This window comes from Salinicola sp. V024 (assembly GCF_052645315.1).
This window is the reverse complement of the sequence record NZ_JBQXYB010000003.1, coordinates 148,903-174,126: the sequence shown is the minus strand read 5'-3', so window position 1 is coordinate 174,126 and position 25,224 is coordinate 148,903. Positions and strand designations below refer to the sequence as shown.

Genomic DNA, 25,224 nt, shown 5'->3' with positions numbered 1-25,224 from the left:
TTTCCGATCTTCGCCGACGCGATGTGGATCGTCAGCGCGTGTTCCGGGTTTGACGGCTTACTCTCCCTTGGACATGCTGCGACCACTGCAGCGTGATAACTGTATCTGACGAGGAGTGTGACATGGGCCGCAAGATGTTCGATCTGTGCGGGCGCGACGAGCGTCTGCGATTCTCTCCCTACTGCTGGCGGGTCAAGTATGCGCTGGCCCATAAAGGGCTCGATTGCGAGTTCGTCCCGTGGAAGTTCACCGACAAGGAGACGATCGCCTTCTCCGATCAGTCGAAGGTGCCGGTACTGGTCGATGGCGACGAGACCGTCGTCGACAGCTACGAGATCTTCCGCTATCTCGATCGGGCCTATCCCGACAAGCCGCTGCTGGGAGGCGAGACGGCCGAGGCTCGGGCAAGATTCTTCAAGTTCTACGCCGAGCGCTCGCTGGCGCCGGGCGTGATGCGCACCATTCTGATGGACGTATTCAACGCCGTGCATCCCGACGACCGCGACTATTTCCGCACCACTCGTGAGAAGGCATTCGGGCGCACGCTCGAGGAGATGCATTCGCCGAGTCAGGGACTGTCGATGCTCGACAAGGCGCTGGAGCCGATGCGCGGACGGCTGGATGAATCGCCGTTCCTGGAAGGCGACGAAGCCGGCGCGTCGGATTATCTGGTGGTGGGCGCGTTCATGTGGGCACGCGTCTGTTCGGCGGCGGATCTGGTCTCCAACGCTGACCCGGTCTATGCCTGGTTCCAGCGCATGCTGGATCTGCACGGTGGCGTCGGCCGCAACGCCACACGGATCGTCGATCTCGAGGGTGCGTACGCCAACTGAACGCAGGCTTCTAGCGGGTTTTCATCGGGGCCAGATGACTGGGGGCGACGTCAATGAGAGACGTCGCCTCGCGTAAGGCCTATCCTGACAGCATCCGGCTTACCGCCGGGCGTCACGACAGGAGCCTGTGATGATCGACCTCTATTATTGGACGACCCCCAACGGTCACAAGATCACGCTTTTCCTCGAGGAAGCGGGGCTCGACTATCGTATCCACCCGATCAATATCGGCAAGGGCGAGCAGTTCGCGGCCGAGTTTCTCGAAATCGCTCCCAACAACCGCATTCCCGCTATCGTCGATCGTGCACCGGCCGACGGTGGTCAGCCGCTATCGCTGTTCGAGTCCGGCGCGATACTCGAATATCTGGCCGACAAGAGCGGCAAGTTTCTGCCCAAGAGCGGGCGCCAGCGTTATCGCGTGCTGCAGTGGCTCAACTGGCAGATGGGCGGGCTGGGGCCGATGGCGGGCCAGAACCATCACTTCCGTCACTATGCGCCGAAGAAGATCGATTACGCCATCGAGCGGTACATGAATGAGACCTCGCGGCTCTACCGCGTCCTCGACAAGCAGCTCGACGCCAACGATTACGTCGCCGGCGACGACTACTCCATCGCCGATATGGCGATCTGGCCGTGGATCAAGCCGTTCGAGAAGCAGGGTCAGGATCTGGAGGATTACCCCAGCCTGCAGCGCTGGTTCGAGCAGGTCGGCAACCGCGAGGCCGTCAGAACCGCCTACGCCAAGGCGGAAGAGATCAACCCGCAGAACAATGTGGAAATGACCGACGAGGCGCGCAAACACCTGTTCGGGCGCCAGTAGCGCCGACGCCAGATTTGGCAACGTCGACGACAACCCCGGCCTTGGCCGGGGTTGTCGTTTTGCGGTCTAGCCGGCAAAAAATTCCCGGACCTGGCGAAACGCGGTCGAGAAATAGAGCTCGTAGGTGTCCTTCTCGACGAAGCCGATATGCGGTGTGGCCAGCACGCGGGGGTGGGCCTGGTAAGCGTTGGCACCGTCGGGTTCATTCTCGTAGACATCCAGCGCTGCCGCTCCCGGGCGGCCGGCGTCGAGGGCATCGAGCAGCGCACCGGGTCGGATCAGCTCGGCCCGGCTGGTATTGACCAGCAGCGCGTCGGCGCGCATGGCGGCAAGGTCCGCCGGCGTGATCATGCCGCGAGTGTCATCGCTGAGCTTGAGATGCAGGGTGATCACATCGCAGCGGGCGAGGAAGGCGTGTCGATCGGGCTCGAATTCGATCCCTAGTTCGAAGGCGCGCCCGGCGCTGCTTTCCCGACCATGCGCGACGACGTTCATGCCGAAAGCCTGGGCGTAACCGGCGATCAGACTGCCGATCTTGCCCAGGCCCCAGATACCCAGCATGCGCCCATGCACGGCATGGCCCAGCGATTCCGCTTCGAGACGCTCGTTGGTGCGCTGCCAGTCGCCCTCGGCCTGTCGGGTGAGATAGCCGCCCAGCCGCCGACAGCCGGCCATAATCAGCAGCCAGCTGAGCTCCGCCGGGGCGATCGGCGAACCGCCGCCGTCGCGAACGGCGATGCCCAGTTCCTCGCAGGCCTCGACGTCGATGGCCGAGGAGAGACGCCCGGTCTGGACCACCAGCTTGAGGTCCGGCAGCTGCGCCAGCAGTTCGCGGGTCAACGAGGTGCGTTCGCGGATCAGGATGATGGCGTCGCTCTCCGCCAGGCGCGCGGGCAGCGCCTCGTCTTCGAGATGTCGATGTTCGATGTCCAGGCGCACATCGCTGCCGTCTAGCTCGTGAGCGGCGTCGAGAAAGGCACAGCATCCCTGATAGTCGTCCAAGACCGTAACCGTTATCGACATGACAGCTCCTCGAGATGATGGCGTTTGCGCATTGTTGGCACTTTCGTCATCGGCTGTCGAGTCGCTTTCACCGTCTTCGATTGCCGGTTTTCGGTTCAGCTCTCTTCCCGCTCCAGGAACTTGCGTACCCGCTCGGTACTGGGGTTGGTGAAGAACGTCTCCGGGTCGGCCTGCTCGATGATCAGCCCCTTGTCCAGAAACACGACCTTGTCGGAAACCGCGCGGGAGAACGCCATCTCGTGGGTGACGACGATCATGGTGTATCCCTCGGCGGAGAGATCCTTGATCACCGCCAGCACCTCGCCGACCAGTTCCGGATCGAGTGCCGACGTCGGCTCGTCGAACAGCATCACTTCCGGCTGCATCGCCAGCGCCCGGGCGATCGCCACGCGCTGCTTCTGGCCGCCGGAGAGGGTGCCGGGATAGGCATCGGCCTTGGCCGACATGCCGACCTTTTCCAGCAGTTCGCGAGCGTGAGCTTCGGCCTCGGCTTTCGATTTACCCAGCACGTGGATCGGCGCTTCGGTGACGTTGTGCAGCACGTTGAGATGCGGCCAAAGGTTGAAGCTCTGGAAGACCATGCCGGTACGGGCGCGAACCCTGGCCAGCTCGCGAACCGGCATGGGACGCCCGGCATCGTTGACGCCGATGCGCTGGCCGCCGATGTGGATGCTGCCGCGGTCGGGCTGCTCCAGCCAGTTGATGCAGCGCAACAGCGTCGATTTACCGGAGCCGGAGGAGCCCAGGATCGTCACCACGTCGCCCTCGCGCACCTCCAGATCCACGTCGCGCAGGACCTCGACGCCGTCGAAACTCTTTGAGAGATGGCGGATCGAGACTGCGGCTCGCTCGCTGCGGGCTGCGCCGGTCGCGGTTTGTTCAGACCTGACTCTTTCGGATGTGTTCTTCTCAAACATTATCGAATCCCCGTTTGGCGCTGAAACGGCCGCACTGTTTGACGATGATCTCCATGACCACGCTGACCGCCCAGTAGAAGCCGATGACCACGATGAAGGCCTCGGTGGGAATGAAATAGGTTCCCGACAGGCTGTTGGCGGCGGCGGTGAGCTCTCGCACGGTGATGATCACCAGAAAGGCGGTGTCCTTGAGCGCGTAGATCAGCTGGTTGCCCAGCAGCGGCCGGGTCTGCATCACGATCTGGGGCAGAATCAGGCGGAAGAACATCTTGCCCTTGGTGAAGCCGTGGGCCTTGGCGGCTTCGACCTGACCGGGCGGAAAGGTCAGCCGCGCGCCGCGGAATATCTCGGCGAAGTAGCAGCCGTGGTAGACCGCCAGTGCCCCGACGCCGGACCACCAGGCATCGAGGCGAATATCGAACGCCGGCAGGCCGTAGTAGAGCAGATAGGCCAGGATCAGAAACGGCAGCATCCGCATGCCGTCGATGAATACCCGCAGCGGCACGGTCAGGCGAGGGCGGCTGCCCTCCAGCAGATAGAGCATGCCGCAGCCGATCAGGAATGCAGCGCTGATCGACAGGCCGAAGATCTCCATCGTGCTGAAGAACCCGCTCCAGAACTGATCGCGAGCGCTCCACAGAATTTCCCAGTTACTCATGGCGCCTCCGCAGCGTTTCGTTCCACCGCTTCTGTCGTCGTGGTCTCATCACACCGCCAGCCGATTGGCGCGACGTTCGGCAATTCGCTGCAGCCAGACCAGACAGCCAATCGCGGCCATGTAGAGCGCGCAGGCGACCAGAATCGGTGGCAGAGGTTCGTAGGTGACGGCCGAGATGCGATTGGTGACCCGGGTCAGGTCGACGATCCCGATCACCGCGATCGCCGGGCTGCCCTTGATCAGAAACGACATCTCGTTGATCAACCCGGGGAGGCTGGTGATCATCATCTGCGGCAGCATGATGCGGCGGAACGTGACCCACGGCGTCATGCCGGCGGCCATGGCCGCCTCGCGCTGATCGCGGGAGAAGTTGCGAAAGGCGCTACGCCAGATTTCGGCGTTGAACGCCGTGGTGTTGAGCGTCAACGCCAGGATGCCGGCCACGTTGCGGTCGAGATTGATGCCGAAGGTCGGGGCGCTGAGAAAGATGAACAGCGCCAGCGTGACCAGCGGCGTGGCACGCGCCAGGCTGATGTAGAGCACCAGGATCTGGTCGACGACGGGAATGCGGGCGAGGCGGATCAGGGCCAGCATCAGGCCGGCTGTCACCCCGATGACGATGGAGACGCCGGATATCCAGATGGTCGTCCAGGCGCCTTCCATCAGCATGTGCCAGGCACTGGCATTCATGGGCGGCTCCCGAGGGCTTGAGAACGGGGAAGGCGCCGCGCAAACCTGCGGCGCCAAGGATGTTACGTGTCAGGCGCTGTGAGGTGTCAGGCGATGCGGTATGTCGTGCGACCTGACGATCAGGCGACCTGGATCAGTCGTCCAGCCCCGCCAGCTCGTGGAACTGCTCGACGCTTTCCAGCGGCTCGTCCGGGAGGTCGGGGAAGCTCTCGCCGAACCACTTCTCCTGCAGTTCGGCCAGACGGCCGGTCTCCTTCATGTGATCCAGGAACTTCGTCATGTAGGCGAGCAGTTCCGGGCTCGACTTGGGGATCGGCCAGGAGACGTAGCCGGCACCGGAAACCGCCGGACCCTTGGCAAAGACGTCCGGCTTGGAAGCCACCAGCGTGTTGACCGGCACCGCCGAATCGATCACGAAATCGAGACGGCCGTTGGCCAGGTCGGCGAAGGCTTCGGGGTAGGACTCGTACTGCACCACTTCACCCAGCTCGCCGCCGTCGTCCTCGAGCATCTTCTTCAGCTCCGGCAGTCGCGACAGCAGCACGCTGCCCGCCTGAACGCCCACTTTCTTGCCGCTGAGGTCGTCGACATCGCTGATGCTGTCGTCATCGGCGCGCTTGATCGCGAAATGCTGGGCAGAGGCATAGGGCGGGGTGTAGTTGAACACCCGCAGGCGTTCATCGGAGACCGACGCGCCGGTCAGCGCCATGTCGTACTGGCCGGTGGAGACGGCCGCTAGCAGGCCGGTCCAGGGCAGGATGTCCTGGCGGATCTCGAAGTCGGCGTAATTACGCAGCTCCTCGAGCATGTCGGTGTTGAAACCTTTGGCGTTGCCATCCTCGATGAAGTTGAACGGCGCGTAGTTGTCCTCCGTCGCCACGCTCAGATAGCCGCGGCTTTCGATTTCCGGCAGGTCGGCGGCGAAGGCCGTCAGCGACAGGGTCGACAGAGAAAGTGCCATCAGCGTACCGGCCATGGCCTTGGCAGCGAGACGTGGCAGCGGGAATCTGGCGGTGGGTTTGCGGTTCGGGAAGCGCATCATGAAGTACACCCTCTCATTGTTGTTGGTGTCGGTGATTGATCGTGATGATTGGTCGTGACGATTGCGTACCGATGATCCCACCCTAAAGAATCCGGGAGCGGTTGCTGTAGAGCCAGTTGATGAGCATCGGCTGGCCAGATCGGCGTTGCCGCCGGCAAATCAGGCGAGCGCTTTCAGCGCCGTGATCAGCGCATTGAAGGAATCGCCAGCGAGGCCGATGCCCACCAGCTGGCTGGCGCCCGGGCGTGGCGTGGCGGGTGTCCATTCGGCCCGTCCGCCGCTCCACTGAAAGACGTAGTGCCGGCCGTCGGCCTGGATGAAGCCCTTGGCCCGCGCCAGGCCGTCGGCATGCTCGACCAGCAACGCTTCCAGCGTTTGCCGTGTCAGCGAGGGGGGAAGGGTGATCGCGAAGCGCTGCCAGTCGGGGTCGCGATCGGCAGCGGGGGGATGCAGTGTCAGCGGTCGAGCCGGGGCGGGTTGTGGTGTCCGCTCGACGCTGGAATCAACGCCGGCACCAGCACGGGCGACCTGAGCCGCGGGGTTGAGCGACTGCAGCCGATGCATGAGAGATTCGCGCTCGGCCGGGTCGAGATCGTCGCCGCGGTTGAGCGAGAGCGTGTCGGCGCTGGCAATCTGGTCGGCCACCAGCTCGCCGACGCGACTGTCACCGAGGCGCTGCGCGAGACTGGCCAGATCGACCAGGGTGACGATCCGATCCAGACGGAAACGGCGCGCCACCCGGATCATGTCGGCGATGCGGCGGGGCCGGGCCACGCCGCTGGTCTCGATGATCAGCGCCGCCGGCGGTTCCGGCCAGCGGCCGATGCGCGACAGCTGCGTGCCCAGCTCGTCGCTCAGCGAGCAGCACAGGCAGCCGCTGCTGAGCTTGAGCAGGCGCTCCCCGGCATAGTCGATCAGCTCGGCATCGACGTTGATGGTGCCGAAGTCGTTGACCAGCACCAGCGTGCCCGGCGCCACGCCTTTGCGCAGCAAGGCGTTGAGCCAGGTGGTCTTGCCGGCGCCGAGATAGCCGGCCACTAACGTGACGGGAATCGTCACCGGAACCGCGTCCGGTGTTTCGCTGTGAACCGGGCCGTCGCCAAGCTCAGACATTGCTGAACACTTGCCCGCCGACGACCGTGGCGACCACGCCGATCGAGGCCAGCCGCTCCAGCGGCACGTCGCGCGGGTCCTCGTCGAGCACCGCCATGTCGGCGAACTTGCCCACTTCCAGGCTGCCGACGCGGTCGTCCAGCTTGAGAGTGTAGGCCGCGTCCAGCGTGATCAGACGCAGTGCGCGTTCCACGCTCAGCGCCTCATGCGGCCCCAGCACCTCGCCGCTGGCGGTCTGACGGGCGACCGCGCACCACGCCGTGAACAGCGGCGCCAGCGGGGTGACTGGCGCATCGCAATGCGCCGCGATCGGAATGCCCAGGCGATCGGCCGAGGCCAGCGGTTCGAGACGCTGGCAGCGTTCGAAACCCAGCGTACGCGAGCGGTGAATGTCGCCCCAGTAGTAGAGATGATTGGCGAACATGTTGAGACACACTCCCAGCCGTGCGGCGCGTTTCAACTGAGCGTGGCTGATGATCTGACAGTGCTGCAGGGTGTGGCGATGATCGGCGCGCGGCCATAGTTCCAGCGCCGATTCGATGGCGTCCAGCATCAGCTCGACGGCTTCGTCGCCGTTGGTATGAATATGCAGCTGCAGCCCGGCCTGATGATAGCGGTGAACGATCTCGGTCAGACGTTCCGGTTCGGCATTCCACATCCCGTTGGGCGAGCCGTCATGATAGCCCGGCCACTTGAGGCGCGCGGTATAGCCCTGGATCGAGCCATCGGTCATCAGTTTGACCAGCCCGAAATACAGCTTGTCGCTGCCAAGCTCGCGGCAATTCAATACCCGCTCGATGCCGGCTTCCGGCGTATAGGTCAGCGCGCTCATCGCCGGCGCCAGACGCATCGGGACGTCGGCCCGGTTACAGGTACGCTGCATGCTCTCGATGCCGTCGTCGCTCAACGGGTTGTAGAGATCGGTGAGCGTGGTCACGCCGTGGCGTTGGGCGATGCGGGCGTAGCGTTCGAGCGTGGTCGCCTCGCTGCCGCGATCGAAGAGATCGAGATTCAGGGTATCGAAGATCGCGAACATCGCCGCCATCTCGCGCAGCTCACCGTTGGGCTGGCCGTCGTCGAAGGTCACCACGCCCTCGATATCCGCCTGGGATTCGAGACCGGAGAGGCGCAGCATGGCGCCGTTGACCGTCATCATGTGCAGGTTGGCGTGGATCACCACGATCGGGCGCTCGGCGTCGACGGCGTCGAGATCGTTGCGATCCAGCCGGCGATCGGGAAAGTAGATCGGATCGAAGCCCCAGGCGATCAGCGGGGTGTCCGACGGGAGCTTGACTACCTGTTCGCCGAGATGGCGCTGCAGCGCGGCGATGTCGGTCAATCCCGGCCAGGTACGGCCTTCGGGGTCCTGGCGCGGGAAGAATCCGGCGTAGGGATACTCCCACAGTACGCCCTCCAGCGCGTGGCTGTGCCCCTCGACGAAGCCGGGCAGAATGACCTTGTCGGCGAAGCGCTCGTCGAGTTCGAAGTCACCCAGATCCGTCAGCGTTTCCAGCGAGCCGACGCCGAGAATCCGGCCGTCGCGGACCGCGATGTGGGTGGCCTCCGGCTGCGAGGGGTTCATGGTCAGGATGCGTCGGGCGGAGAAAATGCGATGATTCATGAGGGGTTCGGCTCCTGAACGGAAGATGTCTCGCCGCCCCGACGGCGCTGCCATTTCAGCAGCAGCGGGATGCACACCAGCATCAGGACCACGTAGCCGCCGAAGATCGCCAGGTAGCTCCAGGTGCCGAGGGAGGGCGCAATCGGGGCGACGAAGAAGAGTGTCGGAATATTGACCACGATGATCGCGATATTGAAAAACGCCAGCTCCTTGGGCACCGAGGTGCTGAAGTCGGCATCCAGCATGCGCAGCAACAAAAGGCCGGTACCGGTGGAGCCGCAGCAGCAGCCGAAGGCGGTGACGGCGCGCTCGGGCCCGAGCCGGCCGCTGAGACGCCCGATCGCCATTGCACCCAGGAAGGTGACCAGGGTGACCGCGACCGCGATGAGCAGAATCGGTACCAGCAGAGCGGAGAGTACGGCAATCTGGATGCTCATCAGCGTCGCGACGACCATGAAGTCCACCGAGCCGCTGGTGATGCGCTTGAGCGTGTCGTCATCGACCTTGTGGGTCCAGCCGAACCGATCGATCGCCATTCGCATCAGCACGCAGACCGTCAGGCCGTGGATGAAGAACAGGTTGTAGCTGAAGAATACCGACAGCACCTGATTGCCGGCCACCAGCGGCTGCATCGCGGTCAGCCACACGTAGGTGATGGCATAGGCCACGCCCAGCAGGCCAATGTGCCAGGCCAGCGAGTCGACGGTACCGGAGTGCGACACCTGCTTGCCGGCAGAGGGCTGGGTCTCTGGCGTGTGGAAGCCGCGAACGAAATCGTCGTCCAGGGTCGAGTTGCGGTTGGCATTGAGTCCTCGCTTGAGGAAATAGCGTGCGGCCGGTACCCCGACGACGAAGGCGGCCACGAAGCCCAGCGAGGCGAAGATCACGCCTACCTGCGCGGCGTTGGCGATGCCGTAATCGTTCTCCCAGATCGTGCCGTAGGTCAACGCCTGGCCCGGGCCCTGAGTGAAGCCGTGGGTGACGATGGCGCCGAGCAGCGGGCTGAGATCGCTGCCGCTGATCAGATCGTAGCCCGCCATCAGCCCATAGCCGATCACCGCCTGGGCGCCGAGACTGGCGGTCCAGATCAGGGTCAGCCACAGCCCACCGCCGACGATACCCTGGCGCTGTTCACCGGCAGCCGGCTTGGGGCTGCCGGTCAAGCACAGCGACATGAAGCTCAGGGTGAAGAAGTGGAAGGCCAGCGTGGTGAAATCGGATGGGCTGTAGCCGGGAACCAGCCCTGCGGAGAGCCCGACGAAACCGATGATGCCCGCCACGATACTGCCGGGAATCAGGCTGGCACGCAGCCAGGGGAGTCGGCTGCGCAACAGGCTGCCGACAACCAGCAGGGCGGCGATCAGCGCGAAGGCGATGACGCCATGGAAGGTGCTGCCCATGATGTAGTCCTCGTGATTGACGTTGTTATGGTCGGGTCATACGAAATCGTCGAGTCATACTAAAGTTCGGGTGCGCAGCGCTACAGGACAGATTTCCGATCTCGTCGAGACAGGCCTTTCGAGGCAGATATTTCAAGACAGTCCCGGCAAGACTGTGCCAAGTATCGGGCAGCAGCACCGAGCATGCAGCACGATCAAAGTGTCGCGAGTCGATGGAGTGGCTGATCGGCGAGAACGGAACTGGCGCAAATCTTGCAGCGTATGGAGTTCAGCCACGGGGCGGGACTCGGCATGCTCGATCACTACTTTCATCTCGACTTCGATATCCGGCGCGGCCTTCAGGAACAGCTGCGCGAGGCGCTGCTGGATGCCATTCATACCGGCACCATCCCCCACGAGGAGGCGCTGCCGTCGTGTCGCAAGCTGTCGCTGCAGCTGGGGATCTCGCGTAATACCGTGGCGCTGGTCTACGAGGGCTTGGTGGAAGACGGCTATCTGGTCAGCCGGCCGCGCAGCGGCTACTACCTGCACGATGCCTATCAGGAGTCCGGCGCCTGCCACGAGTCCGATGCCCTCGAATCGGGCCGAAGGATGCGCGACGAAGTCGTGGATGCACCAACCTGGGGCAGCCGGTTCACCCATCGGCCCAGTCATCTGCAGGGTGTCCTGCGCCCGAGCAACTGGATGAACTACGAATTTCCCTTCGTCTACGGCCAGCTCGATACCCGGCTATTTCCCCTGGAGCAGTGGCGCGAGACGTCTCGACGGCTGCTGGGCGGAAGGCGCGAGCGTCACTGGCTGAGCGACCGCTACGATCAGGACGATCCGATGCTGGTCGAACAGTTGCGAACCCGCGTGCTGCCCAAACGCGGCATTCATGCGCGCAGCGACGAGATCCTGATCACGCTCGGTTCGCAGAATGCCCTGTTTTTGATTGCCCAGCTGCTGTTCGATGCGCGCACGCGGGTAGCGATGGAGAATCCCGGCTACCGGGAAGCGGCCAACGTCTTCCTGCGTCAGGGGGCCCAGCTCAGTTATCAGTCGATCGACGGCGAAGGCATGTGTCTGGACGCCGCGGCCGCCAAGAGCGATTACCTCTACGTCACGCCCAGCCATCAGGGGCCCACCGGCGTGACCATGAGCCGGCGGCGGCGCGAGGCGTTGATCGAGCAGATCCAGCGCCGCGATCAGATCGTGCTGGAGGACGACTACGATGCCGAGGTCAATTTCGATCGCCATGCCCAGCCGGCGTTGAAGGCGAGTCGCGCCGGTTCCCGGGTGATCTACATGAGCAGTCTGTCGAAGCCGCTGTCGCCGGGGCTGCGGCTGGGCTACGTGGTGGCCGACGCCGAACTGATCGAGGAACTGCGCGCCCTGCGCCGTCTGATGTACCGCCACCCGCCGTCCGGTCTTCAACAGCAGTTGGCGCAGTTCCTCTCCCAGGGCCACTACGACCGCTATCTGCGGCTGTTCGCCGACGAGATGCGCCATCGCTGGGAGATCATGGAAGCCGCCATCAGTCGTGATCTGCCCGACTGCCGACGGGTCGGCGGCGATCATGCCAGCGTGTTCTGGCTGGAAGCGCCCCAGACGATCGATACTCAGCGCCTGGCGTGGCAGGCCGCGCAACATGGGGTGCTGATCGAGCCCGGCTTCCAGCACTTCTTCGACCAGGCCCCGCCGCGCAACTACATGCGATTGGGGTTCGGCGCCATCGATGCCGAACGTATCGCGCCCGGGATCGCCCGCTTGGCCCGCGCTTTCGGCTGATCGTCGATATCGAATGGCTGCGGCCGGACGACAGCGCCCGGACGACAGTGACCGGAGCCGGTCGCTCCGGTCATCTAGCGTGGAGCCTGTCAGCCCGCCGAGAATTCGCCCAGCACCTCGTCGAGGATCGCCAGCCCTTCGGCGACTTCCGCTTCGCTGACGATGCACGGCGGCACGACGTGAATGCGGTTCTCGACCACGAACGGCAGCAGACCCTTGGCGATCAGACCATTCTTGATCGCCCCCATCTCCTTGGCCGGTAGCGGCGTGCGGGTCTGGCGATCGCTGACCAGTTCCAGAGCGTGGAACACGCCGAGACCGCGGGTTTCGCCGACGATGGCGTGGTCTCGTGCCAGCTGCTGGAGGCCGGCAGCCAGTGGACCGTTGCCGATACGGTCGGCGTTTTCCACGATGCCTTCGTCGCTCATCGCGTCCAGCGTGGCGACGATCGAGGCCATCGCCAGCGGATGCCCCGAGTAGGTGAGCCCGCCGAAGAACATGTGGTCGTCGAAATGGCGGCATATCGCGTCGGAGATGATCACGCCCCCGGCCGGGACATAGCCGGAGTTGACGCCCTTGGCGAACACGATCAGATCCGGATTGGCGCCGAAGTGCTCGAGCGCGAACCATTTGCCGGTACGGCCGAAGCCGGCCATGACTTCATCGAAAATCACCAGAATGCCGTACTGATCCGCCAGTTGGCGCACGCCTTCCAGATAGCCCTTGGGCGGAATCAGCACGCCGGCGGTGCCGGGAATCGACTCCAGCAGGATCGCGGCGATGGCGGTCGGCCCCTCGCACTCGATCACCCGCTTCAGGTGCTGCAGCGAGCGCTGGCACTCCTCTTCCTCGTTGCCGGCCCAGAAGTCGCTGCGGTAGAGGAAGGGGTTGAAGAAGTGCGCATGGCCGCGGGCGAACTCGTTGGGTACCCGGCGCGGATCGCCGGTGGCGACGATGGCCGAGCCGGTGTTGCCGTGATAGGAGCGGTAGGCCGACAGGATCTTGTCGCGACCGGTCACGCTGCGCGCCATGCGCATGGCGTTTTCGTTGGCGTCGGCGCCGGCGTTGGTGAAGAACACCTTGCCGAAGCCGGAAGGCGCCCGTTCGAGAATGCGCTTGGCCGCTTCGCCACGGGCCAGATTGGCGTGGGCAGGCGCGACGGTGGTCAGCTGTTCCGCCTGGGCCTGAATGGCGGCGATCACCTTGGGATGCTGGTGGCCGATGTTGGTATTGACCAGCTGGCTGCTGAAATCCAGATACTCCTTGCCGGCGTAATCCCATAGCCGGCAACCCTTGCCCCCCGCGATCACCATCGGCGACAGATTGCCCTGCGTCGACCACGAGTGAAATACGTGCTGACGGTCGAGCCGATGGACAGTGTCATTAGAAACAGTGTCATTGGAAACGGTGTCGTTGATGAGGGTGTCGGTCATGGCGGGGTTCCTGTTATTCCTGGTGGCTGACGTATGTCGGGTTGCCGAGCATGTCTAGTGCTGAAGCCTATCGGGTTGCTGGCGTAGGTCGACGACAAGGCGACAAGAAGATTAGGCGACGAAAGTCCGACGTCTCCGGGCGAATGCGAAAGCTCGGGCGATGATTCTCGATATCCTGATTCAAGACTAGGGGGCGATGGTCGAATCGCGTAGAGCCAGAATTCGCCGATGGTCGTGACAGTCGCGGGAATCGAGAAAGCGGCAAGAGTCGCGTCATGACGATCGTGCCGGAATGACTGCACGGCGATGTCCCGCTTCGAAGGGGAAACTGGCTCTACCCCGACGCCGGGTGGCTGGGTAGGGTTACGACTCACGGCGTGAAGAGCCGTCGATACTCGAAACCCACAGGCCAGCAGAGGAGTCGGCAGCATGATGTCATCGATGCCCCTGCTGTGGCCGGCCATCGGTCTGGCGTGCTTTGCCGGACTGGTCAGAGGATACTGCGGGTTCGGGTTCGCCATGCTGCTGGCCTTGGGGCTGATGCTGTTTCTGCCGCCGCTCGAAGCGGTACCGCTGGCGCTGCTGCTCGATCTCGTGACCAGTATCGGGCTATGGCGCCGTGCCGCTCGACTGGCCGACTGGCGACGCCTTCAGCGGCTACTTTGTGGCATGGTAGTGGCGACCGTGGTCGGCGTTAGCCTGATTGCCACGCTGCCGGCCGCGCCGATGCGAATAGCGGTCGCCTTGCTGGCGCTGGCCGGGGCGTTGGCGCTGCTGTTGCGGCGCGAATTGCCGTCCGAGCCAGCGCCGTGTGAGCCAGCATCGTGTGAGCCTCTGTCGAGCGGTCGCGAAGCGGAGAGCGGTGGCTGGTCGAGCGTGGCGGCCGGGGGCGTATCCGGGCTGTGCATGACGTTGGCCTCGTCCGGCGGACCGCCGTTGATGCTCTATCTGCTGCATCAGCGTCTACCGCCGGTGGGTTTACGGGCCACGGCGATCCTGTTCTTCGCCGCCAGCAGCAGCGCGTCGCTGATCGGATTGGGGCTGGCGGGCGAGTTGAGCCAGCAGACATGGCTGCGTGCCGCCTGGCTACTGATACCGGCGCTGATCGGCAACCTGCTGGGGCAGTGGGCATTCGAACGCTCTAAGCCGCGTTCCATGAAATTGACCGTAGCGCCGCTGTTGATTGCGCTATCGGTCTGGGTGCTGATTCGGGAAGGGTTGCATGGCTGAAGACGCCCGGGATCAACGCCAGCGATAAACGTCGGGCGCGGAGAAGCGCCCGTTCCATCGAAGTCTGACCAGGAGAATATCGTGAACGATGTCGTTTTCATTACCGGAGCCACCTCCGGATTCGGTCGCGCCGCTGCCCATCGTTTTGCTCGGGCCGGCTGGTCGCTGGTGCTGTCCGGGCGTCGCGGCGAGCGACTCGATGCGCTCAAGGCCGAGCTTTCCGACAAGGTGGACGTGCACACCATGGTGCTGGACGTTCGCGACGACGAGGCCGTGCAGAAGGCCGTCGATGCGCTGCCGGAAGCGTTCAAGCGCGTGCGCACGCTGGTCAACAACGCCGGGTTGGCGCTGGCGGCGCAGCCGGCGCAGAAGGTGGCGCTGAAGGACTGGCATACCATGATCGATACCAACGTGACGGGGTTGGTCAACGTCACCCACGCGTTGCTGCCGACGCTGATCGAGGTCGGCGAAGGGGCGACGATCATCAACGTGGGCTCCATCGCCGGCCAGTGGCCCTACCCGGGCAGTCACGTCTACGGCGCCTCCAAGGCGTTCGTCAAGCAGTTCAGCTACAACCTGCGCTGCGATCTGCTAGGAACCGGCGTGCGGGTGACCGACCTGGCACCGGGCATTGCCGAGACCGAGTTCACGCTGGTGCGCACCGGTGGCGATCAGGCGGCTTCCGACAATCTGTATCGCGGCACCACGGCGCTCTCCGCCGAGGATATCGCCGAGCAGATGTTCTACATTTCGACCTTGCCGGCGCACATCAACTTCAACCGGCTGGAAGTGATGCCGACCCGCCAGGCCTGGTCGGCCTTCGCGATCGATCGCGACGACTGAGAGCGATCCCACGCCGTCTCGTCGATGACGGCGGTAGTCACTGGAAAGAACGTCGAGAAAGAACTTCGAGAAGGTGCCACGAAAAAGAACGGATTAGAGAAATGGAAACGAGAGAGGCCCGAGCCTGTCATTACAGGGCTCGGGCCTCTTTTTTAAGCGCTTTGGCATCGAGGCTGGCCGGATGCCAGGCGATGACGCTAGACGCTGGGGTTCTGCTCGATACCCTGAACGTACCAGGGGGAACCATCGCGCAGTGCGCGCTTCAGGTGCCAGGTCTCGTTGAATTCGGTCTCTTCACCGTTCTCTTCGAGCACGCCGTGGAACAGTACGGTCGCTTCGGCTTCGTCCTTGATCTCCTGCACACTGCCCAGTTCCGCGAACAGACGCACGATCTCGGTGCGGTTGTTGGCCGGCTGCGCCATGCGTTCGGCCTTCAGCAGATTGTAGAGCTCGGGCGTCACGTACTCCTGGATCTGGCTCAGGTCGTTGTTGTCCCAGGCGCGCTGGAGCGTGGTGAAATGCTCCTTGGCACCGGTCAGGAAACGCTCACGATCGAACCACTCCGGCTCGCTGGCGATGCCAGCGGAGCTCGTTCCGGTGGCGTTGCCGCCCATGAAAGCCGCCGGCTGGGACCGGTTTTCCTGCGACTGAGTCTCCTGCGACGCGTCCCGCGTCTGGGTGCCGTCACGATGACCGGCCGGGGCATGGCGTCGACGTCCCGCCAGCAGCCGGAAGGCGATGAAGGCCACCAACGCGATCAGCAGCATGTCCATCATCCGGAAGCCATCGAAGGCGCCGCCGAAGAACAGCGATGCCAGCAGGCCGCCCGCCAGCATCCCGGCCAGCGGCCCGGCGAAGCGCGACAGCCCGGCGCTCGGCTGACGAGGCGGCGCGGACGCGTTGCTGCGGGTCGTGGTCGGCTGCTGTACCGAACGCGAGTAGGAGCCGAAACTCTTGCCGCCGCCCAGACGGCGGGCTTCGGCGTGATCGACCGCTGCACCGAAACCGAGCAGGCCGATCATCAACATGACGAGCAGATGCCGCATGGCGTTCTCCTGAAAATCATCGTTATCCGGGACGAGTGCTGGTTTCTCGACCGGTAGCGATCGGATGCACTCGTTACTGCGAGCATTATCGCAGACCCTCATGAATGGAAGCTGAACGCATCGACTTCCGAACTGATTCTTTAGTCGCGGCTGTCTGATTGCAGCCGCCGAGTCGAAGTCGTTCAGTCACGGTCCTGCTCGCGACGACGGAAGACGGGTTTGCCCGGTTTCGATTCGTCCGGCGCGTAGCGATATCCGGCGACGTCGAACCCGGTCAGTGCCGCGGGCTTGTCGATCCGTTCACGGATCAGCCAGGCCGCCATCAGCCCGCGGGCCTTCTTGGCATAGAAGCTGATAATCTTGAACTGGCCGTTCTTCTCGTCCTGGAATACCGGGGAGACGACTTCGGCCTCGAGCGTCTTGAAGTCGATCGCCTTGCTGTACTCGTTGGAGGCGAGATTGACCAGCGTCGAACTGCCGCTGGCGGCGACCGCCTCGTCCAGATCTGCCGTCAGCCGTTCCCGCCAGTAGGCATACAGATCCTTGCCCGCGGCATTCTCCAGCCGGATCCCCATCTCCAAGCGATAGGGCTGGATCAGATCGAGCGGGCGCAGCATGCCGTAGAGCCCGGATAGAATTCGCAGATGCTCCTGAGCGAAAGCATTATCGGCCTTGCTGAATGTACTGGCTTCCAGCCCGACGTAGACATCGCCCTGAAAGGCCTGCGCCGCGGGCTTGGCGTTGTCGAGCGAAAACGGCGGCTTCCAATCGGCGTAACGGGCGGCGTTGAGCCCGGCCAGCTTGTCGCTGATGCCCATCAACTCGGATAGCTGCTGGGGCGAGTAGCCGCGCAGGATATCGATCAGCTCCCGACTGCGGTCGAGGTAGTCGGGTTGGGTGACGTCCTGAGTCGTCGAAGGGGTCTCGAAGTCCAGCGTCTTGGCCGGAGAGAGGATACTGAGCATGGCGTTGCCTACCGTAGCGTGTGGGAGTCGGGAACAGGGCGTCGGCAGCTATCAGGGGCAGGGATTGGAGATCCGCCGATGCACGCCCTCGATCGCTTCCAGCACCTCGTCCGAGAGCTCGAGCGAGTCGCTGTCGATGTTGGCCTCGAGCTGCTCGAGCGTGGTCGCGCCGATGATGTTGCTGGTGACGAACGGTCGCGAAGTCACGTAGGCCAGTGCCATCTGCGCCGGGTCGAGGCCGTGCTCGCGGGCGATGTCGACGTACGCCTGGGTCGCCTCGTTCGCCAGTTCGGAGGTGTAGCGGGAGAAGCGTTCGAACAGCGTCAGCCTGCCCTTGGCTGGCTTCTGGCCGTCGAGATACTTGCCCGAGAGCACGCCGAACGCCAGCGGAGAGTAGGCCAGCAGGCCGACGGACTCGCGATGAGCGATTTCGGACAGGCCGATCTCGAAGCTGCGGTTGAGCAGATTGTATGGATTCTGGACGCTGGCGACCCGCGGCAGGCCTTGGGTTTCGGCCAGATGCAGGCAGCGCATGACGCCCCAGGGGGTGTCGTTGGAAAGCCCCACGGCGCGGATCTTGCCGGCATCCATGGCCTCTTTCAGCGCGCCCAGGGTCTCTTCCAGCGGTGTGGCATCGCTGTCGTCGCCGGGCAGATAGCCCAGCTGGCCGAAGCAGTTGACGTGCCGGTCCGGCCAGTGGAGCTGATAGAGATCGAGATAGTCGGTCTGCAGGCGCTTCAGACTCGCGTCCAGTGCCTGGTGGATCTGCTCGCGGGTATGGCGCGGGCCACCACGCAGATGCTCCATGCCCCGGCCGGCCCCTGCTGCCTTGCTGGCGATGATCAGATCGTCGCGCTTGCCACGTTTCTGTAGCCAGCTGCCGATATAGGCTTCGGTGCGTCCCTGAGTCTCGGGCTTCGGCGGCACCGGGTACATCTCGGCAGCGTCGATGAAATTGATGTCGGCGGCGATGGCGCGGTCGAGTTGCTCATGGGCTTCGGCTTCGGTGTTCTGCTCGCCGAAGGTCATCGTGCCGAGGCACAGGCGCGAGACCTGCATGTCGGTGTTGCCGAGAGGGCGTCGCTGCATGTTGCGCTCCAGAGGGTAAAAACGCCGGGTCGAGAGGAACCGGACCGTGACGAAAAAGGCGGTGAAAATCGTATGTTACTGGCGCCGCTGTGAGGCGGCAAACCCGGCCCGGGCGTCAGGGGTTGAGTCGCTGCCCGGGCAGGCGTATTCTTGCGGCCTTTCGCCGCTCGGCCCCGGTCGAGCGCGCCTGTGTAGAGTCGATTCCGACGCGCCATAGATTGTAAGAAGCGGCACGCTGTCCAGGCAGCGTGCGCTCATAGAGAACAAGAGGCGTCCAGATCGACACGGTAGTTCGGACCGTTAACGGATCCCAGTCTCCAGGGTCACTGTCAGTTATGCCACAGACGTTTTCTTTCTTTACGCGCTTCGAGTTTCAGCTGGCCACGCAGCTTAGCCATACGCGCTGGATGACGGGCTCGCCGGGCAAGCAGCGCTTCATGCTGCGCTGGTTCAAGCGTTGCGCCGACGCCGGTCACGTACCGGCGCGTTCGCTCTACGGTCGCGTCCTGATGCATCGCGGGATCTCGCCGCGGGACAAGTCGACCGGTGCTCGCTATGTGCTGCAGGCGGCCCAGCAGGGCGATAGTCACGCTCAGTATCAGGCCGGACGCATCTATGAGCTGGGCTGCTCGCAGTATCAGCCCAACGTGCATCACGCGGTGACCTGGTATGCGCGGTCCGGCGAGAATGGCCATCTCCAGGCGGCGCAGCGGCTGGCCGATGCGTATCGCCGCGGTGAGCTGGGCTTGCCCCATGACCCCGCGCGCGCGGACGAATGGCAACGCTGGGCGCTCAATCTCGCTGCAGACGGACCCAACGGCGAGACGCCTGCCGCGCTCGCCACGCACTGACCGCCCGCAACCGTCGGAGCACTCCGCGTGCATCCCGCCACCCTCCGGTGGCGGGATGAAGTCACGCCCCAACGCTGTCATGATGATGCCTCATCGGCGTCGCAAGATGAGACGGCATCATGGAGAGGGAGCCCGCAACGTGTTGCTGCCCACCCTGCTAGACATCGAAGCTTCCGGTTTTGGCCGTGGCAGTTATCCCATCGAGATCGGACTGGCCCGGCCCGATGGGAGCCGCTGCGCGTTTCTGATTCAACCCGGCGAAGAGTGGACGCACTGGGATCCCAAAGCAGAGCTGCTGCATGGTATATCCCGATCGCGACTAATGCGTGAAGGCCACCCGCCGATCGAAGTCGCTCGCTGGCTCAACGACGAACTCGCCTCCATCGGCATTGCCTACAGCGATAGCTGGGGCTACGACAACACCTGGCTGTCGCTGCTGTTCGACCAGGCCGGGATGCTGCCGCGATTTCGCCTGGAGGCGTTGCGGCGGTTGCTGAGCGAAGCGCAGACCGAAGGCTGGGCCGCGGCCAAGGAGCAGGTCATCGAAGCCCACGGCATCCGTCGCCACCGGGCCGGCGACGACGCTCGCCTGCTGCAGCTGACCTACAAGGCGACGCTGAATCTCGAATAGCGCTTTTCTCGAATAGCACTTTTCTCGAATAACCACCTGCCTCGAACAGCGCGTCCTCGAACGGCCACTCATCGAACAGCGTGCAGGGCGGGCGGAACGTCCCGCGTCGATTGCCGCGCGCCAGGTCGCCCCATGTTCATGCCCCAGGCTCATGAAGGCGCGGCGACGACTCAACCCTTGCCGCTGACGCTCAACAGGATCTTGCCGATATTGGCGTTGTCCGACAGGTGCTGCATCGCGGTTTCCGCTTCCTGTACCGGCCAGGTGCCGGCGATCAACGGTTTGATCTCGCCGCGGCTCAGTCGGGGCCAGACGTGCGCGTACAGCGCATCGAGAATCGCGCCTTTGGCCTTCGCCGAACGAGAGCGAAGGGTCGATCCGATCAGCCGTTGACGCTTCATCAACATCCGGCCCAGGTTGACCTGCGCTTCCAGTCCGCCCATCAGGCCGATCAGCACCAGTCGGCCATCGGCGTTCAGAACCGCCAGATCCTGGGCGATATAGTCGCCACCCACCGGATCGAGAATCATGTCGGCACCACCCCAGTCCTTCACCGCGTCGACGAAGCTGCCGTCATGGCGATTCCAGCCGGCGTCCGCGCCCAGCCGATAGCAGGCTTCCAGCTTGTCGGCGCTGCCCGCGGTGACGAAACAGGGGTTGCCGAACGCGCGGCAGAGCTGAATCGCGGCCGTCCCGACGCCGCTGGCGGCGGCGTGCAGCAGTACGCGCTGGCCCGTCTGAACCGCCCCTTCCATGTAGAGGTTGAGCCAGGCGGTCGCGAAGACTTCGGGTAGCGCGGCGGCCTCGCGCAGCCCCAGCTCCTGAGGAATCGGCAGTACCTGCGCTTCGTTGACCACCACCTGCTCGGCGTAGCCGCCGCCGGCGAGCAGGGCGCAGACCCGGTCGCCGTGGCGAAAGCGTTCGACGTCACGGCCGGTCTCGGTAATCGTTCCGCTCACTTCCAGTCCGGGAATCTCGGACTCCCCCGGCGGCGGCGGATAATTGCCGCCGCGCTGCATCAGATCGGCGCGATTGATGCCTGCCCAGGCGACATCGATGCGCACGTCGTTGGCGCCGAGCGGGCCCGGATCCTCGTGGTCGCGCCAGATCAGCCGCTGGTCGTCGATGGCAATGGCTTGCATGCGAAATCCTCCTTGATGGATACGGTGGCGTCGATGAGGTGACGGTCGCGTCACGGGCTCGGTGCTTGTCGAACCGGCGCTATCGAGAATCGACACTTTCGGCGACCGTCGCTTTCGCTAATTGTCGCTTTCGCTGACCGTCTCTTTTGAACGGCGCTCGGTTTGAACGTGGCCTTTCGATACGCCGCCGATACTAGACATTGGCACCGTCAAGTTTGGCACTTTCGGCCAGACGGTCCAGCAGGGTTTCGATATCCCCCTCGGCCAGCAGCGTGCGGCGGGTCGAAACGTCGAGGAAGCCGTGTTCGACCGTGGTGTCGAGGAAGGTCAGTAGCGGCGAGTAGAACTCGGCGATATTGAGCACGCCGAGCGGTTTGGCGTGGAGGTCCAGGTAGCGCCAGGTCCAGATCTCGAACAGCTCTTCGAGCGTGCCGATACCGCCGGGCAGGGCGATGAATGCGTCGGCATGTGCCGCCATCGCGGCCTTGCGCTCGTGCATGTTGTCGACCCGGATCAGCCGGCTCAGACCGTGATGCGAGACTTCGCGCTGCACCAGGTGTTCGGGCATCACGCCGATCACTTCACCGCCCTCGGCGAGACAGGCGTTGGCCAGTTTGCCCATCAGACCGTTGCGGGCGCCACCGTAGACCAGGCCCCAGCCGCGCCTAGCAATCGCTGCGCCCAGAGCTTCCGTCGCCTCGGCGAAACGTGGATCATTGCCTTCGCGTGACCCCAGATAAACACAGATTTGCACGCTGTCACTCCTGAACGAAGAAAGAGGATGGGAACGGTGGCGATCAGGGAATGCTGGCAGCGACGTCGTACTCTGCGTCGAGCCAGCGACCGATGGCGTTGTCGCCGCAGAGATGATGGGCGTACTGCGTATGCAGGCAGCGCACCTGATCCCAGTTGGTGATACCGCCGACGCCGCGTTCACGCATCAATTGCGAGTAACCGCGCTGTTCGACCGCCTCGCGTTGCGCGTCGGTCATGAAATTCCAGCGCTGGCGGACATAATCGGCGTGGCTCTGGTGATAGCTGGCGAGCCATTCGGGCTCCCGCTGCAGTCGCGCTTCCAGCTCCTTGATCACGCCGCTGGCCTCGAGCCGTGACAGCACGACCTTGAGCCGCTCGCAGGAGAGCCAGTAGAGAGTCGGGAAGGGCGCATCGTCGACGATCGGTGCCATGCGCAGGACCAGCGGGCGGCCGAGGCCATCGGTGGCGGCCACTGCTTCCAGACCGCGGGGCGGGCGGCCCAGCTGTTCAGTGATGATCGCCAGTTGCGCTTCAGTCGGTGTCTGATCGGTGTGAATCACCATGGGAGGAATCCAGTATGACCTTATTGGAACGAGCCACGGCGCGGTAGAAGGCCTGGCTCAGCTGCATCGGCGTGGGCGAGTAAAGATATTCACCCAGCAGATAATGGCGGGCGCGCTCGACCAGCACGGTATGCAGCCGATTGAACGGCGCATCATAGTCGTAGGGATCCGGGCCCGGCAAACGCAGATGCGGATAGTCGGCCAGTCGCTCCAGGAAATAGTGCTCCAGCACCTGTTCGATGGCGCGATGGCGTTCATGATCGTCGGGATCGATCCATAGGTCGAAATCTATCGACATGAGCGAACCCTGAGGCGTCGACTCATTCGCAAAGCGATCCGCGCCGGGCCAGGTCGACCACGCGGGCGGCGGTCAGCGCGATAAGGTCGTTCGGGGTCAGCGACAGTTCCAGCCCGCGGCGACCGGCGCTGACATGGATCGTTTCCAGACTCATGGCGCCCTCGTCGATGAAGGTCGGCAGACGCTTCTTCTGGCCCAGCGGGCTGATGCCGCCGACCAGATAGCCGGTGGTGCGCTCGGCCGTGGCGATCTCGGCCATGCGCGCCTTGCGCGTGCCGGCGGCCCTGGCCAGCGCCTTGAGATCCAGCGAGGCATCGACGGGCACCAGCGCGACCACCAGGCGGTCGTCGTCGAGCTGAGCGAGCAGCGTCTTGAACACGCTGGCCGCGGATAGCGCGAGCGCCCGAGCGGCATCCAGGCCGTAGGATCCCGAGCCGTTTTCCAGTTCGTAGCTGGTGACCTGGTGGGCAATGCCCTGCGACTCGAGCAGCCGGATTGCAGGTGTCACGAGCTAGCTCCCGCGGTGTCGAACACGGGCGGGCAACCCGAACATATGGCTAAGCTGACCACGCGATGGAAACTCCCTGACAAGAGTGGCTGACGTCGAGGTGGCCGAGCGCTGAACGAACGTGCTGCGTCAGCGATGCCTCATTTCCTCGTTCCTGGAACGTTGCACCGCAAATCGCGCTATCGCAAGCCCTCTGTCGACGACAGCCTGGGCAGCGGCGCAATCGACAGCTAGGGCATCCTTGAGTCGCGATGTCGCCGAGGCCAGGAACCGAAGAGTTCCGGAGGCTTGCGTTAAATCAGACGCTGGCCGCGATAGTCCTGCCACGCTTCGGCCAACGGTGCCGCGAGACACTCACGCAGATGGGCGGGCAGTGAATCGCGCGCCGTCTCGAGCGCGTCGAACTCGCGATTGTGCAACCAGCAGTAGGCCCAGGCACAGGCCTCGTCGTCGTCCCGGGGGCGGGGCTTGCCCGGCATCTGCACCAGCAGGAACAGCGACGTTCTCGCGGCCCAGCGCGGCGGGGTAGCATCGCCGCTCCAGTGAGTCAGCGTGGCACCGTCCGGGGTCGATTCGGGCTCTCCCAACTTGGCGATGCGCGCCGTATCGGCCAGAATCATGGCCAGACGGTCGGGATCGGCCTGCCCCAGCAGAAGCCAGTGCCCGACCAGTTTCGAGTTGCCGGCCAGCACCCGAGCGTAGAAGGGTCGGGGGGAGGCATTGTCCGCAACGTCAGGCCGCTCGCACATATTCGTCAATCCATTTCGATGATGAGATCACTATCGTGAACTTCGATTTTGCCACGCGTATCGATCGCCGCCAGCACCCCACCAAGAAGTGGCAGCAGTACGATGAAGATGTCCTGCCACTGTGGGTCGCCGACATGGACTTCCGCTCGCCACCCGCCGTGCTCGAAGCGCTCGAATCGCGCGTCGAGCACGGGGTATTCGGCTACGGCGGGGTGCCGGAGAGTCTAAAGCAAGCGCTGAACGATTGGAGCCGCCATCATTACGACTGGGCAATCGACACCGAGTGGCAGCTGTGGGTACCCGGCGTAGTGCCGGCGCTCAATCTGGCGGCGATGGCGCTCAGCGAGCCGGGCCAGGGCGTGCTCACCGCGACCCCGATCTACCCGCCGTTTCTGAGCGTGGCCAAAAATGTCGGCCGCGAAGCGCAGACCTTCGAACTGGCCGAACCTCATGCCTCTCAATACGGGGCCCCCGGCGAGCCGTGGCGACTCGATCTCGAGGCGCTGGAGGCGGCGATTCAGCCCAATACTCGCGTGTTGCTGTGGTGCCATCCGCACAACCCTACCGGGCGCGTGTGGACCGTCGATGAACTCGAGGGGCTCGCCGAACTGGCGGTGCGCCACGATCTGATCGTCGTTTCCGACGAACTGCACTGCGATCTGATTCTCGATCCTTCGCGGCCCCACCGTCCGCTGGGCCAGCTGTGTCCGGAGCTGGCCTCGCGTCTGATCACGCTATGGGCTCCGTCGAAGACATTCAACATTGCCGGACTATCGGCCGCCTGCGCGATCATTGCCGACGACGATCTGCGTCGACGATTCCAGACGGCCGCTGCCGGCCTGCTGCCCGGCGTCAACGTGCTCGGGTTGAGCGCGTCGCTGGCGGCCTATACGGACTGCGAGGATTGGCGTCAGGCATTGCTGGGCGAACTGCGGGACAATCTGGCCATGGTGGAAGCGCATGTTTCGCGCTGGCCGGGCGTGACGATGTCGACACCGGAGGCGACGTATCTGGCGTGGCTGGATTTTCGCCATAGCGCGTTGACCGATTCGCCGCAGCAGCGCCTGCTCGAGGAAGCGCGGGTAGCGCTCTCCGACGGTGCCGATTTTGGCTGGCCCGGATTCGTCAGGCTCAACTTCGGCATGCCGCGGAGCTGGCTGGAGGAAGCTTTGCTGCGGCTGGACCGTCTGCTTTCCGATTGAGACACAAAGATGTCCGGCGCCGAGAACGTTC

At 64.0% G+C, this 25,224-nt stretch carries 26 protein-coding genes; 8 read left to right on the top strand and 18 right to left on the bottom strand.

The annotated features are described in order from the left end of the window. Nucleotides 1-122 precede the first annotated feature (122 nt). Nucleotides 123-833 (top strand): glutathione S-transferase N-terminal domain-containing protein, encoded by a 711-nt coding sequence (locus ACUN9V_RS06685; protein WP_445510807.1) that lies wholly within the window; start codon nucleotides 123-125, stop codon nucleotides 831-833. A 130-nt stretch (nucleotides 834-963) separates the two neighbouring features. Then, the gene (locus tag ACUN9V_RS06680; protein WP_445510806.1) at nucleotides 964-1,653 is read left to right on the top strand and encodes a glutathione binding-like protein; all 690 of its coding nucleotides are present in this window, start codon (nucleotides 964-966) and stop codon (nucleotides 1,651-1,653) included. Nucleotides 1,654-1,719: 66 nt separating this feature from the next. Here the strand turns inward: ACUN9V_RS06680 and ACUN9V_RS06675 are convergent, their stop codons facing one another. The 8 genes from ACUN9V_RS06675 to ACUN9V_RS06640 form a co-directional block, all read right to left on the bottom strand. Beyond that, nucleotides 1,720-2,676 (bottom strand): D-2-hydroxyacid dehydrogenase family protein, encoded by a 957-nt coding sequence (locus tag ACUN9V_RS06675; RefSeq protein ID WP_246837626.1) that lies wholly within the window; start codon nucleotides 2,674-2,676, stop codon nucleotides 1,720-1,722. 95 nt (nucleotides 2,677-2,771) lie between these two features. Continuing rightward, nucleotides 2,772-3,593 (bottom strand): amino acid ABC transporter ATP-binding protein, encoded by an 822-nt coding sequence (locus ACUN9V_RS06670; RefSeq protein ID WP_083627652.1) that lies wholly within the window; start codon nucleotides 3,591-3,593, stop codon nucleotides 2,772-2,774. Beyond that, a complete protein-coding gene (locus ACUN9V_RS06665; protein WP_075561051.1) occupies nucleotides 3,586-4,251 on the bottom strand; it encodes an amino acid ABC transporter permease in 666 nt (221 codons plus the stop codon). Before ACUN9V_RS06665 ends, ACUN9V_RS06670 begins: the two co-directional genes overlap by 8 nt. A 48-nt stretch (nucleotides 4,252-4,299) precedes the next feature. Beyond that, nucleotides 4,300-4,941, bottom strand: a complete 642-nt coding sequence (locus tag ACUN9V_RS06660; RefSeq protein WP_445510805.1) for an amino acid ABC transporter permease — start codon at nucleotides 4,939-4,941, stop codon at nucleotides 4,300-4,302. 133 nt (nucleotides 4,942-5,074) lie between these two features. Further along, entirely contained in the window at nucleotides 5,075-5,983 is a 909-nt protein-coding gene (locus ACUN9V_RS06655; RefSeq protein ID WP_439285759.1) for a transporter substrate-binding domain-containing protein, read from the bottom strand. Between the two features lie 159 nt (nucleotides 5,984-6,142). After that, nucleotides 6,143-7,096: a CobW family GTP-binding protein gene (locus ACUN9V_RS06650; RefSeq protein WP_445510804.1), complete on the bottom strand. Its 954-nt coding sequence runs from the start codon at nucleotides 7,094-7,096 to the stop codon at nucleotides 6,143-6,145. Beyond that, complete coding sequence (locus tag ACUN9V_RS06645; RefSeq protein WP_445510803.1) at nucleotides 7,089-8,717, bottom strand: amidohydrolase; 1,629 nt, start codon at nucleotides 8,715-8,717, stop codon at nucleotides 7,089-7,091. The genes ACUN9V_RS06650 and ACUN9V_RS06645 overlap by 8 nt, the downstream gene beginning before the upstream one ends. Continuing rightward, nucleotides 8,714-10,117: a sodium/glutamate symporter gene (locus ACUN9V_RS06640; RefSeq protein WP_445510802.1), complete on the bottom strand. Its 1,404-nt coding sequence runs from the start codon at nucleotides 10,115-10,117 to the stop codon at nucleotides 8,714-8,716. Before ACUN9V_RS06640 ends, ACUN9V_RS06645 begins: the two co-directional genes overlap by 4 nt. 261 nt (nucleotides 10,118-10,378) lie before the next feature. Here ACUN9V_RS06640 and pdxR point away from each other — a divergent pair, with 261 nt between their 5' ends. Further along, nucleotides 10,379-11,887 (top strand): MocR-like pyridoxine biosynthesis transcription factor PdxR, encoded by a 1,509-nt coding sequence (gene pdxR, locus ACUN9V_RS06635; protein WP_445510974.1) that lies wholly within the window; start codon nucleotides 10,379-10,381, stop codon nucleotides 11,885-11,887. An 89-nt stretch (nucleotides 11,888-11,976) separates the two neighbouring features. Here pdxR and ACUN9V_RS06630 read toward each other — a convergent pair whose 3' ends face one another. Then, nucleotides 11,977-13,320 carry an aspartate aminotransferase family protein gene (locus ACUN9V_RS06630; RefSeq protein ID WP_445510801.1) on the bottom strand — a complete coding sequence of 448 codons (1,344 nt, stop codon included), beginning with the start codon at nucleotides 13,318-13,320 and terminating at the stop codon, nucleotides 11,977-11,979. 429 nt (nucleotides 13,321-13,749) lie between these two features. Here ACUN9V_RS06630 and ACUN9V_RS06625 point away from each other — a divergent pair, with 429 nt between their 5' ends. Further along, nucleotides 13,750-14,550, top strand: a complete 801-nt coding sequence (locus ACUN9V_RS06625) for a sulfite exporter TauE/SafE family protein (RefSeq protein ID WP_445510800.1) — start codon at nucleotides 13,750-13,752, stop codon at nucleotides 14,548-14,550. An 81-nt stretch (nucleotides 14,551-14,631) separates the two neighbouring features. Further along, nucleotides 14,632-15,393 (top strand): SDR family NAD(P)-dependent oxidoreductase, encoded by a 762-nt coding sequence (locus ACUN9V_RS06620; protein WP_445510799.1) that lies wholly within the window; start codon nucleotides 14,632-14,634, stop codon nucleotides 15,391-15,393. Between the two features lie 197 nt (nucleotides 15,394-15,590). On the opposite strand, the gene ACUN9V_RS06615 is transcribed toward ACUN9V_RS06620, so the two are convergent. The 3 genes from ACUN9V_RS06615 to ACUN9V_RS06605 all read right to left on the bottom strand — a co-directional run bounded on the left by ACUN9V_RS06615 (nucleotide 15,591) and on the right by ACUN9V_RS06605 (nucleotide 18,493). Then, a complete protein-coding gene (locus ACUN9V_RS06615) occupies nucleotides 15,591-16,439 on the bottom strand; it encodes a Tim44 domain-containing protein (RefSeq protein ID WP_445510798.1) in 849 nt (282 codons plus the stop codon). Between the two features lie 182 nt (nucleotides 16,440-16,621). Beyond that, complete coding sequence (yaaA, locus tag ACUN9V_RS06610; RefSeq protein WP_445510797.1) at nucleotides 16,622-17,404, bottom strand: peroxide stress protein YaaA; 783 nt, start codon at nucleotides 17,402-17,404, stop codon at nucleotides 16,622-16,624. Nucleotides 17,405-17,455: 51 nt separating this feature from the next. Beyond that, nucleotides 17,456-18,493 carry an NADP(H)-dependent aldo-keto reductase gene (locus ACUN9V_RS06605; RefSeq protein ID WP_445510796.1) on the bottom strand — a complete coding sequence of 346 codons (1,038 nt, stop codon included), beginning with the start codon at nucleotides 18,491-18,493 and terminating at the stop codon, nucleotides 17,456-17,458. 335 nt (nucleotides 18,494-18,828) lie between these two features. Here ACUN9V_RS06605 and ACUN9V_RS06600 point away from each other — a divergent pair, with 335 nt between their 5' ends. Both ACUN9V_RS06600 and ACUN9V_RS06595 read left to right on the top strand, forming a co-directional pair. Then, entirely contained in the window at nucleotides 18,829-19,344 is a 516-nt protein-coding gene (locus ACUN9V_RS06600; RefSeq protein WP_075561061.1) for a tetratricopeptide repeat protein, read from the top strand. Nucleotides 19,345-19,483: 139 nt separating this feature from the next. Beyond that, the gene (locus ACUN9V_RS06595) at nucleotides 19,484-19,975 is read left to right on the top strand and encodes a 3'-5' exonuclease (protein WP_445510795.1); all 492 of its coding nucleotides are present in this window, start codon (nucleotides 19,484-19,486) and stop codon (nucleotides 19,973-19,975) included. Between the two features lie 170 nt (nucleotides 19,976-20,145). Here ACUN9V_RS06595 and ACUN9V_RS06590 read toward each other — a convergent pair whose 3' ends face one another. The 6 genes from ACUN9V_RS06590 to ACUN9V_RS06565 all read right to left on the bottom strand — a co-directional run bounded on the left by ACUN9V_RS06590 (nucleotide 20,146) and on the right by ACUN9V_RS06565 (nucleotide 23,991). After that, nucleotides 20,146-21,117, bottom strand: a complete 972-nt coding sequence (locus tag ACUN9V_RS06590) for an NAD(P)H-quinone oxidoreductase (RefSeq protein WP_075561062.1) — start codon at nucleotides 21,115-21,117, stop codon at nucleotides 20,146-20,148. Nucleotides 21,118-21,310: 193 nt separating this feature from the next. Then, a complete protein-coding gene (locus ACUN9V_RS06585; RefSeq protein WP_445510794.1) occupies nucleotides 21,311-21,871 on the bottom strand; it encodes an LOG family protein in 561 nt (186 codons plus the stop codon). Between the two features lie 43 nt (nucleotides 21,872-21,914). Then, nucleotides 21,915-22,436 (bottom strand): DUF501 domain-containing protein, encoded by a 522-nt coding sequence (locus ACUN9V_RS06580; RefSeq protein WP_445510793.1) that lies wholly within the window; start codon nucleotides 22,434-22,436, stop codon nucleotides 21,915-21,917. Beyond that, on the bottom strand, nucleotides 22,405-22,734 hold the full coding sequence (locus tag ACUN9V_RS06575; RefSeq protein ID WP_445510792.1) for a hypothetical protein: 330 nt from the start codon (nucleotides 22,732-22,734) through the stop codon (nucleotides 22,405-22,407). The genes ACUN9V_RS06580 and ACUN9V_RS06575 overlap by 32 nt, the downstream gene beginning before the upstream one ends. Before the next feature lie 22 nt (nucleotides 22,735-22,756). Continuing rightward, a complete protein-coding gene (ybaK, locus tag ACUN9V_RS06570; RefSeq protein WP_445510791.1) occupies nucleotides 22,757-23,242 on the bottom strand; it encodes a Cys-tRNA(Pro) deacylase in 486 nt (161 codons plus the stop codon). 293 nt (nucleotides 23,243-23,535) lie between these two features. Beyond that, complete coding sequence (locus ACUN9V_RS06565; RefSeq protein ID WP_445510790.1) at nucleotides 23,536-23,991, bottom strand: hypothetical protein; 456 nt, start codon at nucleotides 23,989-23,991, stop codon at nucleotides 23,536-23,538. A gap of 35 nt (nucleotides 23,992-24,026) precedes the next feature. Between ACUN9V_RS06565 and ACUN9V_RS06560 the strand changes: the two genes are divergently transcribed. Further along, on the top strand, nucleotides 24,027-25,193 hold the full coding sequence (locus tag ACUN9V_RS06560; RefSeq protein ID WP_445510789.1) for a MalY/PatB family protein: 1,167 nt from the start codon (nucleotides 24,027-24,029) through the stop codon (nucleotides 25,191-25,193). Nucleotides 25,194-25,224: the final 31 nt, after the last annotated feature.